This is a genomic window from Limnobacter sp. SAORIC-580 (assembly GCF_013004065.1).
GTDB lineage: Bacteria > Pseudomonadota > Gammaproteobacteria > Burkholderiales > Burkholderiaceae_B > Limnobacter > Limnobacter profundi.
The window spans coordinates 1814767-1832475 of the sequence record NZ_CP053084.1; the positions used below are offsets into that span (position 1 = coordinate 1814767).

16 protein-coding genes are annotated in these 17709 nt (G+C 50.8%); 9 read left to right on the forward strand and 7 right to left on the reverse strand.

What is annotated here, in order from left to right; all coding sequences use genetic code 11:
• Positions 1 to 54: 54 nt before the first annotated feature.
• From HKT17_RS08460 to HKT17_RS08485, 6 genes are all read left to right on the forward strand, one after another.
• Positions 55 to 1557: an alkaline phosphatase PhoX gene (locus tag HKT17_RS08460; protein WP_240965755.1), complete on the forward strand. Its 1503-nt coding sequence runs from the start codon at positions 55 to 57 to the stop codon at positions 1555 to 1557.
• 185 nt (positions 1558 to 1742) lie between these two features.
• Positions 1743 to 2756 carry an alpha/beta fold hydrolase gene (locus HKT17_RS08465; RefSeq protein WP_171099284.1) on the forward strand — a complete coding sequence of 338 codons (1014 nt, stop codon included), beginning with the start codon at positions 1743 to 1745 and terminating at the stop codon, positions 2754 to 2756.
• Positions 2757 to 2856: 100 nt separating this feature from the next.
• Positions 2857 to 3267 carry a TA system antitoxin ParD family protein gene (locus HKT17_RS08470; RefSeq protein WP_105029226.1) on the forward strand — a complete coding sequence of 137 codons (411 nt, stop codon included), beginning with the start codon at positions 2857 to 2859 and terminating at the stop codon, positions 3265 to 3267.
• Positions 3264 to 3833 carry an ATPase gene (locus HKT17_RS08475; RefSeq protein ID WP_171099286.1) on the forward strand — a complete coding sequence of 190 codons (570 nt, stop codon included), beginning with the start codon at positions 3264 to 3266 and terminating at the stop codon, positions 3831 to 3833. The genes HKT17_RS08470 and HKT17_RS08475 overlap by 4 nt, the downstream gene beginning before the upstream one ends.
• A 101-nt stretch (positions 3834 to 3934) precedes the next feature.
• Positions 3935 to 4786: a DUF6279 family lipoprotein gene (locus tag HKT17_RS08480; protein ID WP_205882391.1), complete on the forward strand. Its 852-nt coding sequence runs from the start codon at positions 3935 to 3937 to the stop codon at positions 4784 to 4786.
• Between the two features lie 96 nt (positions 4787 to 4882).
• The gene (locus HKT17_RS08485; RefSeq protein WP_171099289.1) at positions 4883 to 7006 is read left to right on the forward strand and encodes a hypothetical protein; all 2124 of its coding nucleotides are present in this window, start codon (positions 4883 to 4885) and stop codon (positions 7004 to 7006) included.
• A gap of 4 nt (positions 7007 to 7010) precedes the next feature.
• Here HKT17_RS08485 and HKT17_RS08490 read toward each other — a convergent pair whose 3' ends face one another.
• Complete coding sequence (locus HKT17_RS08490; protein ID WP_171099291.1) at positions 7011 to 8048, reverse strand: hypothetical protein; 1038 nt, start codon at positions 8046 to 8048, stop codon at positions 7011 to 7013.
• Positions 8049 to 8156: 108 nt separating this feature from the next.
• On the opposite strand from HKT17_RS08490, the gene HKT17_RS08495 reads away from it, so the two are divergent.
• Entirely contained in the window at positions 8157 to 8801 is a 645-nt protein-coding gene (locus HKT17_RS08495; protein WP_205882393.1) for a hypothetical protein, read from the forward strand.
• A 12-nt stretch (positions 8802 to 8813) separates the two neighbouring features.
• Here HKT17_RS08495 and HKT17_RS08500 read toward each other — a convergent pair whose 3' ends face one another.
• From HKT17_RS08500 to HKT17_RS08510, 3 genes are all read right to left on the reverse strand, one after another.
• Positions 8814 to 10895 carry a TonB-dependent receptor gene (locus HKT17_RS08500; protein WP_171099296.1) on the reverse strand — a complete coding sequence of 694 codons (2082 nt, stop codon included), beginning with the start codon at positions 10893 to 10895 and terminating at the stop codon, positions 8814 to 8816.
• Positions 10896 to 10977: 82 nt separating this feature from the next.
• Positions 10978 to 11217 carry a hypothetical protein gene (locus tag HKT17_RS08505; protein WP_171099298.1) on the reverse strand — a complete coding sequence of 80 codons (240 nt, stop codon included), beginning with the start codon at positions 11215 to 11217 and terminating at the stop codon, positions 10978 to 10980.
• Between the two features lie 21 nt (positions 11218 to 11238).
• Positions 11239 to 12843, reverse strand: coding sequence for a DUF4331 domain-containing protein (locus HKT17_RS08510; RefSeq protein ID WP_171099300.1), 1605 nt, complete (start codon positions 12841 to 12843; stop codon positions 11239 to 11241).
• 162 nt (positions 12844 to 13005) lie between these two features.
• On the opposite strand from HKT17_RS08510, the gene HKT17_RS08515 reads away from it, so the two are divergent.
• Positions 13006 to 13698, forward strand: a complete 693-nt coding sequence (locus tag HKT17_RS08515) for a queuosine precursor transporter (RefSeq protein ID WP_171099302.1) — start codon at positions 13006 to 13008, stop codon at positions 13696 to 13698.
• Here HKT17_RS08515 and HKT17_RS08520 read toward each other — a convergent pair.
• From HKT17_RS08520 to HKT17_RS08530, 3 genes are all read right to left on the reverse strand, one after another.
• Positions 13682 to 14212 carry an NlpC/P60 family protein gene (locus HKT17_RS08520; protein WP_171099304.1) on the reverse strand — a complete coding sequence of 177 codons (531 nt, stop codon included), beginning with the start codon at positions 14210 to 14212 and terminating at the stop codon, positions 13682 to 13684. The two genes, HKT17_RS08515 and HKT17_RS08520, sit on opposite strands and share 17 nt — an antisense overlap.
• 169 nt (positions 14213 to 14381) lie before the next feature.
• Positions 14382 to 15725: an alanine/glycine:cation symporter family protein gene (locus HKT17_RS08525; protein ID WP_171099306.1), complete on the reverse strand. Its 1344-nt coding sequence runs from the start codon at positions 15723 to 15725 to the stop codon at positions 14382 to 14384.
• Between the two features lie 353 nt (positions 15726 to 16078).
• Positions 16079 to 16975 carry a tetratricopeptide repeat protein gene (locus tag HKT17_RS08530; protein ID WP_105029239.1) on the reverse strand — a complete coding sequence of 299 codons (897 nt, stop codon included), beginning with the start codon at positions 16973 to 16975 and terminating at the stop codon, positions 16079 to 16081.
• Positions 16976 to 17022: 47 nt separating this feature from the next.
• On the opposite strand from HKT17_RS08530, the gene HKT17_RS08535 reads away from it, so the two are divergent.
• Positions 17023 to 17706 carry a hypothetical protein gene (locus HKT17_RS08535; RefSeq protein WP_171099308.1) on the forward strand — a complete coding sequence of 228 codons (684 nt, stop codon included), beginning with the start codon at positions 17023 to 17025 and terminating at the stop codon, positions 17704 to 17706.
• The last annotated feature ends 3 nt before the right edge of the window (positions 17707 to 17709 follow it).

The following is a 17709-nucleotide window of genomic DNA, read 5'->3' on the forward strand; positions in this document are numbered from 1 at the left end:
CCCGATTGCACAGTATCAAAGGTAGCCGTTTCTGACATTCCTACAGGTTTCACCATGCTTCATCCAGCCATTCCCTCATTCAAACGCCGCGCCTTGTTGCGAGCGATGTTTCTAGGTGCTGGGGCCACCGCCTTGCCCCTGCTCAGCGCATGTGGTTCTGATTCAGAAGCATCCACATCGAATGCCACCCCCACCGGCCCCAATGAAAATGTAAATCCGCCCGTGGTCAACCCCCCCAGCCTTGGGCCTTTGGCCATGGAGCTGCCCTTGCAAGCCGGGCCGCTTGCTGGCATTGGCGAATTGGTGGCCACAGGTGTCGACAATATTTTTGCGCCAGCTGGTTTCACCGTGCGCCCAGTGGCAAGGCATTTAAGCAACCCGGTGCTGGGTATCCCCGATTTACTGGGCCTGACTGGCTACAACTGGCATATGTTTCCCGATGGTGGCGCAGTCTTCCCGACCGAAGATGGCGGTTGGGTGTATGTCTCGAACAGCGAAACCGAGGCACCACAGGGTGGCGTGGGTGCGCTGAGGTTCAATGCGCAAGGTGAAGTTCAATCGGCCTATCGAATTTTGACCGGAACGGCCCGCAATTGCGCAGGCGGGGCCACACCTTGGGGAACCTGGCTTAGCTGTGAAGAAACCCAAACCGGCGTGACCTGGGAATGTGACCCGCTGGGAAGCACTGCAACTGCGCGAGCGTTACCAGCGCTGGGTGTATTCAATCATGAAGCAGTTGCGGTGGACATGACGACCAAAACCTTGTTCCTGACTGAGGACGCGGGTGATGGCCGTTTGTACCGCTTTGTCTCTGAAGGCGATTTGCGCCCAGCAGTCAACGGGCAAATGGGTTTGAACATGGAGCAAGGCAAATTGCAGGTTCTGGAAATTGTGGGTTTCGAGGCTGGCGCCTATCAGGAAGACATTGCTGTGGCCCAACGCGTTCGCCGCGTGAAGTGGGTGGATGTTCTTGAGCCTGAAAACCCCCAGGCCCAAGTGCGCACACGCACAGCAGCAGCCGGTCTTCCTGTTCCGGGCACTGTGTTCAGGGGTGGTGAAGGCATCTGGATTCAAGAGTTTCCGCAGGGTCAAGCGCCGGCAGTTAGCGGGGTGGCCAAGCCGATGCGTGCTGTGGTGTTCTTTGCCTGCAAGGGCGACAACCGTGTATACGCACTGGACATTGACAATGATTTGATTGAAGTGGTTTTCGACAACAGTCAATTGTCTGAAGGTGCAGGTTTTGACGATGTGGACAATTTGGTAGTGAGCCCGGCAGGCGATGTCATTGTGGCGGAAGACGGCGATGCGATGCGTTTGATGGTGATGAGTCCCAACAAGCCTGCAAAAATTCTGCTTCAAATTACTGGCGGTGGCAGTGAACTGGCAGGACCCGCCTTCTCCCCGGATGGTTCACGGCTTTACTTCAGCAACCAGCGTGGCCCCAACCTGCCAGCCTTGCCCGGCCTGCCCAACTTACCGGGCACTGGTGCCACCTACGAACTGTTGATACCGGAAGAATTCCGCACTGCGGTTCATTCCGCTGTGTCGCCCACCTGACATAAATTGAAGGAACACTCAAAAATATGGGGTTGGCTTGCAAGGACAGTGTAAGCCAAGCCCCGAATGATGCAAAAAATACTGCGTACAAAGATTATCCGGTTTTGCGTTGTAGAAATTTCTTTGTAATTATTCGAAGTATGCTTTGCTAATCATGTATCAATACTAAAAATAGAAGGTCCAACTTGACCAAACCTGTCCGCAAGTCCAAAGGCAAAGAAGTCTCTCCAATTAGCGAAGGCGCAAAACTGGTTGACCAGTATTTCGATCATGTGGGCGAAGCATTTCTTCGTCACGCCCCCGAGATAGACCCAGAAAAACTGAAAGACTGGCGTCCCAAGCTGTTTAGCTTTACTCGACTGAACCCTTGGTACGGCGGCTTGGTGGGCGTTCATCGCAAGCGTATCGGCGTGGGAAAAGACAAACTGGTTTGGCTTGAAATAGGCCAGGAAAACAGCCCGGCTTTGTTGCTGATGCACGGCTTTGCCGCAGCGAAAGAACACTGGTTGCCCTTGCTCCCTTTTTTCGCAGGACAATTTCGCATTTTGATCCCCGATCTTCCCGGTTGGGGTGAAAGCGGCTTCAACCCGGATCGCAACTATGGTCTTGAGGACCAAACTGAACGCCTTCATGACTGGCTGACCGAAATTGGCGTTCACAAGGTGAACGTGGTGGGCAACTCCATGGGGGGCGCCTTGGCAGGCCTGTTAGCCGCCCGCTTTCCTGAAATGGTCACCAGCCTGGTGTTGATGGATGCATTGGGCCTGCCCGGCACCGAGGAGACCGACTTCATTCGTGAGGTGCTACGCGGAAAAAACCGACTGGTTCCACGTGCCCCCATGGATGTAATCAAGCTGACTGACCTGGTGTTTCACAACCGGGCACTGGCTGCGTCTGCCGCGTTTTTCTCCGCAACAGAATTGATTCACCGCCGAGACGTGAATAGCTTCCTGTTTCAAGAAATGTTGAGCCGCCGCCCCGACTACACCAAAGCAACTTTTGAAGACATTTCAGCACCCACATTGGTGATGTGGGGCAAACAAGATGATGTTCTGCACATCAGTTGCGCTTACGAGTTCGAGCGCCTGATCAAGCGGGCTGAAATGTGCCTGTTCGACGGAGTGGGTCACTTGCCGATGATCGAGACGCCCTACCCCTGCGCGCAAGCCATCAAGGAATTTGTGCTCAGGAACCTTTGATTGGATATGTCCCTTTGAATTGCCAGCTGTAAATTGCCTTCTTTGTAGCATTTTGCTACAATCAAGGCGTTGCACAGGGAATCAATCAAGGAAACACGCCATGGCCAAAGCCTCTTCACCCATACGAATTCAGTCTGACTTGATGAGCAATGCTGCCGTGTTGGGCAAGCTCCACCACCGCAGCGCGGCTGAACAAATCGAATATTGGGCCAGCATTGGGCAAAAAGTTGAAAGCCTGCTAGACCCGGAGAGTTTGCTACAAATCAAAGCCGGGCTGTTGCGTGTAAAACTGGAACAAGTGAATGCACCGCCTGTAAGTGCCGACTGGGTATTTGGCAATTTGGACATGAAACGCACCACCGGTGAGTTGAAAGAAGAGGTAAGCCAAAACAAAGTACGCTACCAGGCCAGTGCTACTCACCCAGGCCTGCTTGAACAAATTGGCCCAAAAGGTGCACTCAAAATTGGTCAATTTGAAAATGGCCAATTCAAGCCCGTCAAACTGGCATGAAGCAACTGTGGCTGCTGGTAGGTGGCAACGGGGCTGGCAAATCGACTTTCTACCGCACACAGTTAAAACCCTTGGGCATGCCGTTTGTCAATGCCGACGACATTGCGCGAGATGTATTTCCCCAAGCACCCGAGGAACACAGCTACGAAGCTGCAAAAATTGCAGAAAACCTGCGCAACAGTTTGCTTGAACAAGGCAAGAACTTTTGCTTTGAAACCGTGTTTTCGCATCCATCCAAAATTGACTTTGTGGCCAAAGCCAAAGCACTGGGCTACCAGGTGGTGATGGTGTTTGTTCATCTTGAACAAAGCAGTTTGAACAAAGCCCGCGTACACCAACGCATTGAAACTGGCGGGCATGCGGTACCTGAAGAAAAAATCGAAACGCGAATTCCGAGAACTGTCGACAATGTGTTGAACGCCCTGCCCCTGTGCGACGATGTGTGGGTGCTCGACAACTCCAGCGCACAAGAACCTTATAAGAAAGTACTTCGAATTCAGGGTGGGAACATGCAGGCATTCATTCACCCATTGCCCGATTGGGCCAGCCGCTTCAAAACCCACTGAACGAATGGCAATTCAATGGGTCCTACACCGACAAGTTCAATTTTTTTGGGTGGCAAGAACTCGTGATAAAACCAGCAATTCGAACCAGAACCTGTCTGCTTTTGGCTTGCATCACTTTGTTGGCTGCATGCAGCGCGATAAAGCTGGGTTACAACAACTCGGCCAGTTTTGCGCACACTTACCTCACCAACAAAGTCGATTTTGATTCCGAACAATCTGCGTTTCTTAAAACAAGTCTGAATGAGATTGTGGAGTGGCATCGCAACGCTGAGCTCCCCGTGCTGGCCAGCGAACTGCAAACCGCCCGACAAGCCCTTGCTGCGCCCAATGGCGTAGTAATGCCTGTAAGTGCAAACCAGGTGCAGGCACTGAACCTTGCCATTCGGGCGTCGCTTCGACGCACTGCCAATGAAGCAGCACCTGTGATTGCGAAAAACATGCTGGGCTTGTGGCCCAATCAAGTTCAAGATATCCAAGAAGCGCTCGACAAATCCAACAAAGAGTACCGGGACGAACGGTTGATGCAAAGCGCTGATCAGCGCGTGCGCGAATCAGCTGAACGGATGGCCGAGCGGTTCGAGCGCTGGCTGGGCACATTGAACCCGATTCAAATCAAACAAATTGAAGCTTGGGCCAGAGCCGAAACCCACAGGGCTGAGTCTCGTTATGAAAAACGGCTTGAGCGCCAGCAACAATTCATGGTTTTGGTGAACAAAGCCGCCAACCGTCAAATTGACCAAGCCACATTAAGCCAGGAAATCGCCCGCCTGCTCAACGCCTGGCAAAGCCCAAGCAGTGCCGCTGAAAAACAGGAAAGCGAACAACGGCAAAAAGCAACCATTGCATTGATTGTTGAAGTTCTCAATTCAGCCTCCGCCGAACAGCGCAACAATGCAGCAGACCGTGCTGCGGGTTGGGCGAAAGATTTCCAGGTTCTGGCCCGCAACAATTAACTCATCTTTGAATCCATAGGTACTTTACTGAAGTAAAAGTTTATCGTGCTCAATCACTCATGGACTTTTATTGTGCCTTGTACAACTCAAAGAAAATTGATCGCATTAAGCTTTAGCGCACTGCTGGTTGCCTGCGGTAGCGAAGACTCGGCACTTTCCAACAACCCGGGAACAAACACACCTGTCAACCCGCAAGAAACAGCGCAGTGCAACGAGCAATCATGGTTTGCAGGCGTTACCGAGATTTGCAACGGGGTATTGGTTTACCGTGATTATGTGTACGACGATTACGGTGCCGACACAGGCCTGCTGTCACCCAGCCCTGCCTTGCTGAACCTGGCAAGCCGTGGCGGGCAGTTGGGCAACCCTTTGGCCAACACGCCGGGTTTGTTGTCGCCCACGGCAGGCGATTCACGCTACCCGGCGGGCGCTGAAAACACTGCCGACCTGGTCGAGCTTCGGATTAGCCGACAGGGCAATACCTACAGTGCAAGCTTCGAGATGAATGCCCTGTATGAAGCAGGTCAAACCATTGCTGCCATGGCTGTGGACACCGACGACAACCCGGCCACTGGCACCGAAACCTTGATGGGATTGACTGTGCAGGGCGCAGATGTGGTGTATGAATTTAACGCAGGAAACCCGGATTCCAATTTGATCACCGGTACATTCCCGGCACCCGCGAATAACACATTCAAAATTTGGGCAGTCACAGCTCAAAGCAGTGGCGAAGTCATGAACGTGGCTTTCCGAGGCCCGGATGAAGAAGCCGGAGCTGAAGGTACGATACCGTCCCAGGTGCTGCCCAACAAAGGCAACTGGTGGGAAGACAAACAGGCTGCCGCCTTGGGTGCAGGAGACATTAGCCAGTTTTTTGCACAAGTGAACCGCCAAAAACTGACACCGGGCACCACTGAAAAGGCAGTGGTAGATGCAGGTTTCAAACAACGGGTTTACACCTCGAAATACACCGCACCAAATTCCACAGGCGAAGGCATGGTGCTGCAGGCTGAATCCTCAAGCCCTGAAACAAACAGCCGCTTTTGTGGGCAGTACTTCCATTTCGTGGGCAAGTACCAACCCTATGGTGTGTACATTCCAAAGAATGGCAATTTTGACGACCAACGCAGCCTGCAAATGATCATGCACGGCTGTGAGGCCAACCATGCCAGCCAGATCAACCAGCCAGGCATGCAGGCGCAGTTTGGTGACGCGCTGGACCGTGTGTTGATTTCGCCACTTGGGCGCGGCCCTTATGGCTTTTATTCCGGTTTGTCTGAACGCGATGTGCTCGATGTACTGGACGATGCACTGAATACCTTCAACATCGATGAAGACCGGATACTGGTGGGCGGTTACTCCATGGGTGGATATGGCTCCACTCGCCTGGCTGCACTGTACCCAGACCGCTTTGCTGGCTTAAGCAACTGGGTGGGCTTTACCGGCAGCATTTTAAACACCCCGCTGATTGGCGATGTGCTGATTCAAGGTGAACAAGCCCTGACCAGCGCCCTGCCCTTTGCCTTGCCAGTGAGCAGCACCATTGGCGGCATAGGCAACATCAGCAATTACCTGGGCAATTTGCGCCACATTCCCGGTACGCATTCATATGGCGCACTCGATGAACTGGTTCAAGTGAATACCGGCCTGGACTGGGCATTGAAACTGAGCCAAACCGACGGTGTGCTGTACGAGTTTTACATGCACCTTGTGGCTGAGCACCTCACCTTGATCGCGCTGGATGAATGGACCAAGGAAGCCGAGTTCACCCGCAACCTGAAACGGGTCAAAAACCCAGGTCGAATCACCTTCAAAACCAATGAAGCATTCGCATATCCTGAATATGACATCAAGCATGACAAAGCCTATTGGTTAAGCAACATCAAAGGCCGCTCGGAAGGCGACGTTGCCATGGATATTGAAAGCTTTGCTTGCCCACGCAGTACCAACAACTTTGAAAACGGGCAAACAGCAGGCAATGGCCCAGTGCCATTTATTCAAACCTTCCGCAGGCTGATGGGTGAACCTGTTCAGGCCGCCAGCGAGAACCGTTTCACGGCAACGCTGAGCAACGTGGCGTCAATGCGAATTAACACCACGGCAAGCTGCCTGCAAAACGGTGCCGCATACACGGTGGTGTCAGACGGCCCCGTGGTGCTGAACTTCAGCAATGGCAAGGTATTGAACCTGCCGGCAGGCACAAGCACTGGAAACCTTTGAACAATCACCTGGCAAGAAGGTCTTGCACCTTCTTGCTGCTGTAGAAACGTTGAAGGTTGCGGCGCAGGAAACTTTCTGCAAGGCCTTCCTTGATCAACAAGGCAGCCAAGTCAGGAATGTAATTGTCCAGCTCATCAGTAATCATCTCGTGGCTGATACCAATGTCATCCAGCAGGTCTTGCAAAGACTGTTCACCGTACTTTTCAAAGAAAAAGTCCACACCCAAATCAATGCATGATTTCAAATACTCGGTGTTGCGGAATTCAAGCCAGAATTCATAACCCAGCACCATGAATTCTTGCAGGTCCTGCTCAGTCAGGTAATCGCGATAGGCTGTCAGCGGCCATTCGCGCACCACATCCCAAAAGGCCAAGGCACTGTTCATGGCAGTTTCTCGATATTGCTCGTTGTCCAGCGTTTCATCTACCATCTCAAGCGAACCCTTCACACCACTTTCCATCAGGTTACGCACCCGCTCTTCAAGCCCTTCTGACAAATCGGGGGCCTTGGTACTCAACCACTCACGCACCTTGCGCGTGCTGCTGGCCACAGTGGAAAATTTCATCAGGTTGTTTTGCTCAAAAACATAGCCTTTGAGCACGGTAAAAATTACATCCGACAAAAAATGTCGAAACGGTGTGCTGTTTCGAATATTGGTTACTGCGTGGTCAAGCACACCATTTTGCTCAAAAATTTTCTCAATGAATTCTGTCGCGATTGAATCGGATACCACCTCACCAATTTTCGTGGTTCGGCTGGCTGGAAATTCAAAAATGCGATTGGCAATTTCACCAAACAGTTCGGGAATGGCTCCACCAATTTCCATTTCCACTGCATAACGCCGGGCTGTGGCCTTTACTTTGCTTTCATCCACGGCATCGCACAACCGAATGTGCTCAAGCCTGGCAAGCACATGGTTCAACTCATCGGCCAGCAAAGCTTGAAACTTTTTGCCTTTCAGGTTTTGCAACCAGAAAGCCACCTCGGCCTCTAGCAATTGCGACGCCAAATCTTTGGGCTGGTCAGCGCTGGTTTTCGCCATGTTCGTTCCGATGTGTAGTAGTGTTGAGTGATTCTAACCTGCTGTATCGAGGTTCCTGTGTTAAAGAAACTGATTGTTTTGCTGTTTGTTAGTGCAAGTGCTCCAGCCATGGCCCACCTCACCTGGATTGACGTTGGTGAACAAAGCCTCGGATTGTCAACCGGACACAATTTCCCAGCCAAGGAGATTACAGTCAAGGGTGAATATGTGGACTCTGTAAGATGTGTTGGTGGCAAAGGCGAGGTGTTTGGCTTGCCATTCAATGACAACAGTATTCGCTACATGTACAAAGAGCGCCCCGCCAACTGCCTCGCCATTCTGAAAACCAGCCAGATCGAGCTTTCACCGCGGCAGGGCGCGCAACATTTTGATGAGAACAAAGTGGACAAAGCCTTGGTGAACAAGGTGTTGAAAAGCGACAAATTCAACGAAGAATATTTTAAAGCTGCACAAATCAAACCCATTGAAAAAGACAGTGATTTGTACAACCCGGAACTTGCCCAATTCATTACGCTGCCGGGCGACGCTTCCACAATTTATGTTTACAAGAACGGCAAGCCCTTGGTGCAGCTTCCCGTCGGCCTGGAGTATCCCGAAACGCCAGTAACCCTGTGGTCGAGAACCGATGCAAGCGGCAAAGTCACTTTGCTGTTACAACCCAAGAGCAAAGCGCTGCTTCGAGCCTTGATCACCGAAGAAAAAGGCAGTGCTTACAAAAGCCAGTTTTTATCGGTCATCCTTGAACCTCGTTGAAACGAAACGCACTCAGAACTGTAAATTGGCTGTTAGCCGAACATGCCGTGGCAGGGATGGATGAAAAGTTTTTCCAAACGCCGGGCTCCCTGCGAGAAAATAATCCTGCGCATACTGAATATCGCTATTGTCCCGGTCGAACAAATTGAATATAGACAAATTCAAACTGAGATCTTTGTTCACCTTGAAGTTGAAGAACAGATCCGAATTGATCACTGAGTCCGATTCAATGCTCCGGTCTTCCACCAAAGGCGCGCTGCCCACATATTTCAACTTGTAACCCACTTTGAAATTACCCCAGGTTTGACCCAACGACACGGCCGCAGACTCCTCTATCGCGTTGGGAATACCATTGTCTTGCACACCGACAAAACGAGCATCCACAAGAGTCACGAAGCCATCAATTTCAAAGCCGGTTTTGTTGAAATAACTTGCAATCAATTCAAGCCCGTTCCGCTTGGTCGCCCCCCTGGGTTCGGTGGTACCAGCATCACCGACAAAAACCAGTTCAGAATCACTCTCTAACTGGAACAAGGTCGCGGAGGCACTCAAATTTCTTGAGGTATTGGTAGTTTTCACACCCACCTCTGAACCACGGGTATTCACGATATAGTCCACAGGGTTTGCTGTGAACAAACCGCGGGGATCATTGCTGTGAAAACCCCGACCAATGGACAAAAACAACTCGGTGTCATGTTCAAATGGAGTAATGCTTGCGCTGAACTTTGGGCTGAATTGCTGATCATTTCGAGAACCACTTCGCGTCACATTGGGTGTTGTCAGGTCTTCATCGTCATCAAACTGACCGTTTAAATCAACATCGAACTGGTCATATCGCAAGCCGCCAGTCAGTTTGAGCCAAGACACTGGAAGCAGTTGCTGCGAGACAAAAATACCCAAATTGCTTTGCTCAAAAGAATCTTCGCTTCGAGTGGCCAATCGCTCTCGGGCTATTGTGTCGTAGAGCCCCGCCGGGTTTACATCATCTACCCGATAGTCAAACCCGACCGCCAATTGGGAACGCATGAACGACAAATTTTCAAACAGGGTGTGTGTCACTCCACCACCAAAGGTCACCCTGCTGTCGAACTGGTTAAACTGGTCAGAAATCACTCCCGGGCGGCCAAGCGCCGTGTTGTCCCTAAGCCCATAAGTGAAATCGCTGAAAAGATTCAGTTTGTAATCCACCAGGTAAGCCCGTAGCTGCGTGATCGATTGATCCCAAGCCAGGGTGAAATTGCCTGAAACAGCATGCCGTTGCGTGAATCCACCCGCGGTTGGGTCAAGGCTTCCAAATCGACCCACCAAACCCTGATTAACCGCATCAACTGGAATGTGATCGGTCGACGTCCATTGTGATTCATAGCCTGAGTATTGCAGCTCGAAGCGTTTGCTTGAATCAATTCGATGACTTAATTTCAACAGCGCATTGTATTTGTATTGATTCTCTGCGACCTCCCAGGGACCATCGTTGTCAGTCAACTCAAAGGCATACAGTAGTTTGGTTTGATCTTCATTGAAAGACACTGAATTGGCCAACAAACCACGCCGATAACCAAATTCACCCACCGACAATGAAGCCAATCCCCTTTTTAGCTCGCTCACATAATCGATGTTCAAAGATCCCGCAGAGCTGAAATCACCGTCTTGCGCAAAATAAGGGCCCTTGCGGTACTCCACGCGAGACAACAACTCGGGAATGATCATGTTTGAATCTGCGTACCCCTGCCCGTGCGCGTGACCCGGCAGGTTCAAGGGCGCACCCAAAAAGTTAATCGACAAGTCTGTGCCGTGATCAAGACTGAAGCCACGCAAAAAGTATTGATTGGCTTTGCCACCACCAGAGTGCTGGGTCACATTCAAACCGGGTACAGCCTCCAGCACATCCGAGGATCTTGCCGGATTCTGGTTGGCCAATCGCCGTGCACCGAGTATGCCTTGGGAACTGGTGATTCCGCCCAAAGTATGAATAGCCTCGATACTTTCCGTCACCGACACTTCATCAAGCTCTTGGGAATCAAAATGAATGCCGTGGGCACTGGAAATACGCGGCATCAGGGCCAAACCACACACCCCAAAGACAATCAATTTCATGTAGAAATCCATCCAAAAAAAATCCCGCAGCCACACTTGCTACGGGATTCTTAAAATACTGTATCAAATTTTTGCTGTGTAATTAGTCTGGAAGATCGAAGGGCTCTGCTGTTTCGGAGGTCGCCAACATCAGGTTACTGACGTTTTCAGGTTCACCGGTTTCAGAAGTGCTGCGCACCAAGGCACCCGCCTCAGATGCATTGATATTCCCGTCACCTGCTGCGCTACCCAGGTTAAAAGGTGAGCCATCACCTCCACAGGCCCCCAAGGTGAGCAGCAAAGCCGCGCCTGTGGCCAATCCAAGTTTGCTTTTCAGTTTCATTTAAAGCTCCTTGATATGAAATTAATTCCTTGCACCTGGAATTGGCGTGTTCAAGAATGGAAAACGACTCAAAAACATAACCTGTTCCTGAGCCACCGCATCATGAAGCGTTAATGATGTTTGTCCCAAGGGCACGCTGTTTGGGTTACAGGCCGAGGTAAGACTGGTTCCTGGCACCGTATTGAGACCAAGACCGTTAGTGGTACCATTTGCCACACACAAACCGCCCATCACTGCAACCAGAGAAATGTCGACCACGTCATCAATTGGTCTGCGACCATTTGGATAACCCGCATTGTCGTTACCGATTACGCCCAAGGTGTTCTGGTTCGCAATCGGTGTTGGTGGTGTTGTCGTGTTCAAACGCATCATTTCTGACAAGGTTACATTTGCCGGGCGATTCACGCCCTGAATACCCGCCAAAAATACATTGAGCAGGTCGGTGCGCGGAAAGTTGGTCGGAGCTGTATTTTGCAGCCCCGGTACAACCATGCTGATCAGCTGCGGCAAAGTGGGGTTAGACACATAGGTCAGGAACTGACCATCGCCGCTGGGCTTTGACGCATTGAAACGGTCCTTGTCTTTCAAGCCAATCACCACCTCATTCACCAAGGGCATGCCAAGGCGGGAAACCTGTACCCATGCACCACCCACTTTCTCGGCAGTTTGATGCCCTTGGGCAGGCACACCATCGCCAATTTGCACTTGACGCAAGCTGGCTGTGGTCCAGCCACCAATTACCTTTTCAGTGCTGGGGGCCAAACAATCCTTGTGAATTTCCAACGCAATGCTGGTGATGTTTTTGTCTTGAATTGAATTGACGGCGGCAGCATTGGCGTTTGCGCTGCTGCGATTCGAAATGGCACTGGCCGGGGCATTCACCAAATCAAAAATTGTACCCAAATTCACTGCAAAACCTTCCTGCCGCTGGCCTACAAACACGCGTGCCTGGTTGGTACCCGCTGCACAGCCAGGGATGGTCACATTGTGAATGTGCGCATCGGCATAGCTTTGATAAGCCGCCGCGTTACCCAGGGTTTTTTCACCAATGTAATCTACGGGCTTTTCCAACGTGGTGCTGCCCCCACTGGTTTTGGCCGCCAAAGTACGATTACCGTTGCGTCGCCCATCGCGCACTACTGTCATGGTGTAGGTTTCATTCAGATTCAAATTGGGATCTGACAGTGTGGACACCGCACCCGCTTGAATCAAGGGAATGCTGACCGAAGGCGTGTTACTCCCGCTTCCAATCGGAAGCGCAATATCCTTGAGATTATTTCTGAAATTAAACTGAAATGTAATTTCTTCCTGCGCATCGCCATCGTTGTCGATGTGAATTTCATACAGCGCGTTGGGATCCATTGAAAAATAATTTGGACCACCGTAGCCGTCTTGAAGGGGCTGATAATTGGCAATCAAGGTAATGAAATCTGACCGGTTGGTCTCGTAGCTGCGGAACATGTAAAAATCAGTTCCGTCTGCTTTCGGAGTAGTCGTGATTGAAGGCGCTTCACGGTGGCTAGAAGCCAAAGCCGCAACGCTGACGACAGCCAAAAGACTGCCCGCTAAAATATTGAACTTAAACTTGTTGTTCTTGGTTGTGTTTGTCTTCCTCTGTACTTTCATAATAACTCCCTGACTTCCAGTTGGTGCTTCCAAAAACTACACTTACAAAACCTCTTTTTCGAGTATAGGTTTCAATAATTGTTAACACAATGACAATTACTGCAACAATTACTACTTAATCAACCTAACATTCTTTCTACTAACCAATTAACTGGGTTTTGGATGCGTCAATACAAATATTATGAATTCGTCCTGGTTGCCTTTGTGGCCGTACTGTTGTGTTCCAACCTGATCGGCCCCGCAAAAATTGCCGAACTGAATTTGCCTTTGCTTGGCACTGTTACTTTTGCAGCGGGTGTGTTGTTCTTCCCCATTTCTTACATATTCAGCGACATCCTGACTGAGGTGTATGGTTACGGCCGCGACCGCAGGGCTGTTTGGGCAGGTTTCGGGGCTTTGGCCTTTGCATCGTTCATGGCATTCACCGTGGTGAATCTTCCTGCCGCATCCTTCTGGGTCGACAAACAGGCTGCAGTTGAAAGTGTGTTTGGCAACACCTGGCGCATTGTGCTGGCCTCGCTAATTGCATTTTGGAGCGGCAGCTTTATCAACAGCTTTGTGCTGGCCAAAATGAAAATATGGACCCAGGGCAAATGGTTGTGGACCCGTACCATTGGCTCCACTGTGGTGGGTGAGTTCGTAGACTCTGGCTTGTTCTACACCATCGCATTTTGGGGGATTATGACCACCGATCAAATCATCACCGTGGCATTGACGCAGTACGTGCTAAAAACCAGCTGGGAAATACTGGCGACGCCGCTCACCTACTGGGTAGTAGCGCGTTTGAAACGTGCAGAAAACGAAGATTATTACGACAGAGACACCAACTTCACGCCATTCAGTTTGAAGGTGTAATACCCGCCAAACCCACGCGGCGTGCGGTAATAAAATGGCGTTGCCAATATGGACTGAACAGCTTCGCTATTTCAACACCAGCGCGCGTGGACACATGCATAAACTGGTTGTCACCCACATACACGCCCACATGCCGGCGTGTGGGGCCTGTGCGAAAAAACAGGAGGTCACCAGAACGCAAATCGGAGAGATCGACCCGCTCGCCCATGGTCATTTGCTCTCGTGAACTGCGTGGTAAGCGCAGCTGGAATTTGTCTTGAAACAAGGTTTGAATAAAACTGGAACAGTCCACGCCGTTGGTACCGGTGCCACCCAGCTTGTGGCGTGTACCCGCCCAATTTGAATAATGGGCCAACAAAGCGTTTTGAATTTCATTGCTATACGACTGCTCGGCCGCGGGCGGATTCAATAGGGAATCAAGGGAGGAATCACTGAATGCAAGGCCAGGCCAGAATGCAACGATCAACACAAGAAAACTGCTTTTCACTTTGTTGAAACGTCTCACACTGGCCATGCGTATGTTCCTGGAATCATATTGAGGAAAAGCGTCTGCTTGCTGTAAGGGGACCGTATCATAGCGGCAAAGTGCAGAACAATCGGTAAAACTTGGTGAGAAACTCGAAACTGGTTCAAGTCTGGCCGGCAAACCGCTGAGATCGCGGCTTGCCGACACGAAGAAGAAATTACTTGTTGGCGAAATACTCATTGGTAAGCTTCACGATAACCGGTGAAAGCAACAGCAGCGAAACCAGGTTGGGCAAGGCCATGAAGGCATTCAATGTATCGGCCACCAGCCAAACGAAGTCGAGTTGAGTGACCGCACCCACCATGACGAAACCTGTCCACAAAACGCGGTAAGGCATGGTGATGGCAGTGCCTGCAATAAACTCCCAGCACTTTTCACCGAAATATGACCAACCCAGAATGGTGGTGAAAGCGAAGAAGGCCAGCGACAAGGCCAACACATATTCACCCACGCCTGGTAAACCTGTTGCATAAGCACTGGAACTCAGTGCGGCGCCGTTCAAGCCGCTGCTCCAGACACCAGTGACCACGATCACCAGGCCGGTCATGGTGCACACAATAATGGTGTCGATGAAGGTACCCATCATGCCCACCAAGCCCGATTCCACCGGGTTGCTGCTTTGGCCGGCTGCTTGTGCAATACCAGCCGTGCCCAAGCCAGCCTCATTGGAGAAAATACCGCGCGCAACACCATATCGAATGGCCAGCATGATTGCTGCACCGGCAAAACCACCAGTGGCAGCAACCGGGTTGAAGGCACTTTCGATGATGAGGGCAAAAGCAGCAGGTACTTGGTCGATGTACATTCCCAGAATAATGACCGAAGCAACGATGTAAGCCACGCACATGAACGGAACCACTTTTTGTGCCACTGCACCAATTCGCTTCACGCCGCCGATCAACACAAAACCCACCAGCACGGTCATCACGATGCCGGAAATCCATTTGTCGATGCCAAAGGTTACATTCAGCACATCTGCAACACTGTTGGACTGAACCATATTGCCGATACCAAAACCGGCCAGACCACCGAACAGTGCGAATGCAAAGCCTAGCCATTTCCAGTTTTTACCCAAGCCATTTTTAATGGCATACATTGGGCCACCAACCTGCTGACCACGTGAATCGGTTTCTCGGTAATGCACCGCCAACAGCACCTCGGCATACTTGGTGGCCATACCCACCAGCGCAGTCATCCACATCCAGAACAAGGCACCGGGACCACCCAAAGCAATGGCTGTGGCCACGCCCGCAATATTGCCGGTACCCACAGTGGCAGCCAGTGCGGTCATCAGTGCAGCGTAAGGGGTAATGTCGCCTTTCGCGCCTGCCTGGGGACTTCGACTTTTCCAAATCCACTTGAAGCCCATGCCAATTTTAAATATTGGCATCAACTTCAAACGCAGCTGCAAAAACAGACCGGTACCCAGAATGGCAACAAGCATGGGTGGCCCCCACACAATTCCGTTGATTGAATTAACAAACTGCGTAAGTGCTTCCATGCATTGTTCTCCTTGTTGTGAAAAGCGATGCGCCGAATTGGTGCTGCAATGGCGAATGGTCAGTTTAGTATGCAAGCAATGTGCCTGAGAAACACTTTTTAACAAATCGAGAAACTTATTGACATAAAAAAACCCCGAACCAGGTCGGGGTTTTTCAGAAAAAGTATCGCAACTTACTGTTTCTTTTCAGGCTGCTTCTCGCCGGCTTTGGGTTGATCACCCAGAATCGACTTGGCAGGACAAATTTTAAATGCAGGACATTTTTGACAACCAACAGCAATCGCAATCGGGCAAACAGTCATGGCGGTCCTCGTTTGTGGTTATGGGAAAGCTCCCGCACGCAGTATTGCAGATTAATGCAGCGTTCCGCTAGGAGATTTGTTCAGTTGATGATTCACAAAATTCTGGGCAGCCTTGCGTGCGAGATTTTCCTCTTCGGCAGACACATCATCAAGCAACAATTGAAGTTGGTCGGGTATGTCGGTTTCCGGAAAAAGCACCTGGTAAATATAAAGCCAACTTAAAGCCACACCGCGATCCTTCTGCACTTCCACCCCATCGAGATACAACAAAGACAAGCTCAACATGGACAAGGGCGAACCCAGCTTGGCCGCCTCAGTCAGATAAGCCATGGCCAACGCCGCATTCTTTGCAACGCCTTTGCCATGCAAGTAATACACACCCACATTGTGCATGGCCTGAGACAGGCCGCCCTGAGCGGCCTTGTCAAAATATTTGAAGGCTTGCGCAAAATCGGGCTTGTTCGCACGCTCAAGTTCAAGTGCCAAGTGGTAAGCGGAATTGGGGTCGCCCAAGTCAGCGGCTTGCCGCAGGTATTGCTGGGTTAGTTGCGCATCAGCATCCAGACACCCCTCAACCCCGCCCTTGTACATTTGCACCAAAGTCAGTACAGCCATCAACACATTGGCATGCGCGGCTTGTTGTAGCAGGTCCATGCCACGAGAAAAATCCTGACTACCCAGTTCACCTGACACCAGCAAACGCCCAAGAATTACCTTGGCGTCCACTTCCCCGGCCATCACGCCCTTTTCAAGCCATTCCAAAGCCAGCGTGCAATCATCGACGCTGCGATTTTCAGCATACAAGTAAGTAAAGGCGATCAGGTTGCAGTGTCCATCCCATTGATTGCTCAACGTATCCAGCAAACGCTGGCGGGCCTGCACCAACTTCTTCCCAACAAAAAGGGATTTGATTTCGTCGGTGAATTCAACGGGAGGCTGGGATTGCATGGCGTGTTAAACGTAAACTGTGTGAATCGAGATCTTACTGAAGAAACATGAACACACCCTACATTGCCGTTCAAATCAAAGAAGATGTTTACACCCAGATGAAAGCGCTGCACCAGCGTGCATCCAAACCCATCAGCGATGAAGACAAGGCGCTGGGCGCCGACCTGCTGGCGCAAACCTATGTGCAACTGCTCGACACCTGCTTTACTCACCTGCTCGATGAATTGAACAAAACCCAACCCGACAAAATGCTGCAAGACGCGTCGAAGGTGATACACAAGGTACAAAGCGAGGCACAACACTACATCGGCTGGCTTATCAAGTTTATTGCCAACAAACGTGTGCCACCCGTGATTCACCACTTTCACGACATGGTTCACATTTTGAACCTGACTGGCCAAGAGCACCCCTATATCGTAATTCCGGTCACTACAACGTATGCAGAAAACGCCAGCAACGTAATGAACGCCTTGGCTCAGCGTGACGATACACGCATTGAAGAAGGTGTTGAGCTGCTGATTGAAGCCATAGAGACAGCACTGGTGCCTTTGGTATACACACCCAAAGACCTGATGGGTTTCAATTTTGTGATCAGCAAAACAATCAATGGCGTAATCAATGTGCTACACACCTTGTTCAAGCACACGCTGCGCAAACTGCCGCCACACATCAACATTGAAAGTTACCCGGCCATTGCAGCCCACTTTGAAACATTTCTGATCAGAAAGTAAGTT

Bases quoted from the DNA above. Each gene is read 5' to 3' on its own strand.
- HKT17_RS08530 (WP_105029239.1), bottom strand. From the start codon at position 16,975: ATGCAATCCCAGCCTCCCGTTGAATTCACCGACGAAATCAAATCCCTT.
- HKT17_RS08535 (WP_171099308.1), top strand. From the start codon at position 17,023: ATGAACACACCCTACATTGCCGTTCAAATCAAAGAAGATGTTTACACC.
- HKT17_RS08500 (WP_171099296.1), bottom strand. From the start codon at position 10,895: ATGAAATTGATTGTCTTTGGGGTGTGTGGTTTGGCCCTGATGCCGCGT.
- HKT17_RS08495 (WP_205882393.1), top strand. From the start codon at position 8,157: ATGGCCCACCTCACCTGGATTGACGTTGGTGAACAAAGCCTCGGATTG.
- HKT17_RS08510 (WP_171099300.1), bottom strand. From the start codon at position 12,843: ATGAAAGTACAGAGGAAGACAAACACAACCAAGAACAACAAGTTTAAG.
- HKT17_RS08460 (WP_240965755.1), top strand. From the start codon at position 55: ATGCTTCATCCAGCCATTCCCTCATTCAAACGCCGCGCCTTGTTGCGA.
- HKT17_RS08490 (WP_171099291.1), bottom strand. From the start codon at position 8,048: ATGGCGAAAACCAGCGCTGACCAGCCCAAAGATTTGGCGTCGCAATTG.
- HKT17_RS08515 (WP_171099302.1), top strand. From the start codon at position 13,006: ATGCGTCAATACAAATATTATGAATTCGTCCTGGTTGCCTTTGTGGCC.
- HKT17_RS08470 (WP_105029226.1), top strand. From the start codon at position 2,857: ATGGCCAAAGCCTCTTCACCCATACGAATTCAGTCTGACTTGATGAGC.
- HKT17_RS08520 (WP_171099304.1), bottom strand. From the start codon at position 14,212: ATGGCCAGTGTGAGACGTTTCAACAAAGTGAAAAGCAGTTTTCTTGTG.
- HKT17_RS08525 (WP_171099306.1), bottom strand. From the start codon at position 15,725: ATGGAAGCACTTACGCAGTTTGTTAATTCAATCAACGGAATTGTGTGG.
- HKT17_RS08475 (WP_171099286.1), top strand. From the start codon at position 3,264: ATGAAGCAACTGTGGCTGCTGGTAGGTGGCAACGGGGCTGGCAAATCG.
- HKT17_RS08505 (WP_171099298.1), bottom strand. From the start codon at position 11,217: ATGAAACTGAAAAGCAAACTTGGATTGGCCACAGGCGCGGCTTTGCTG.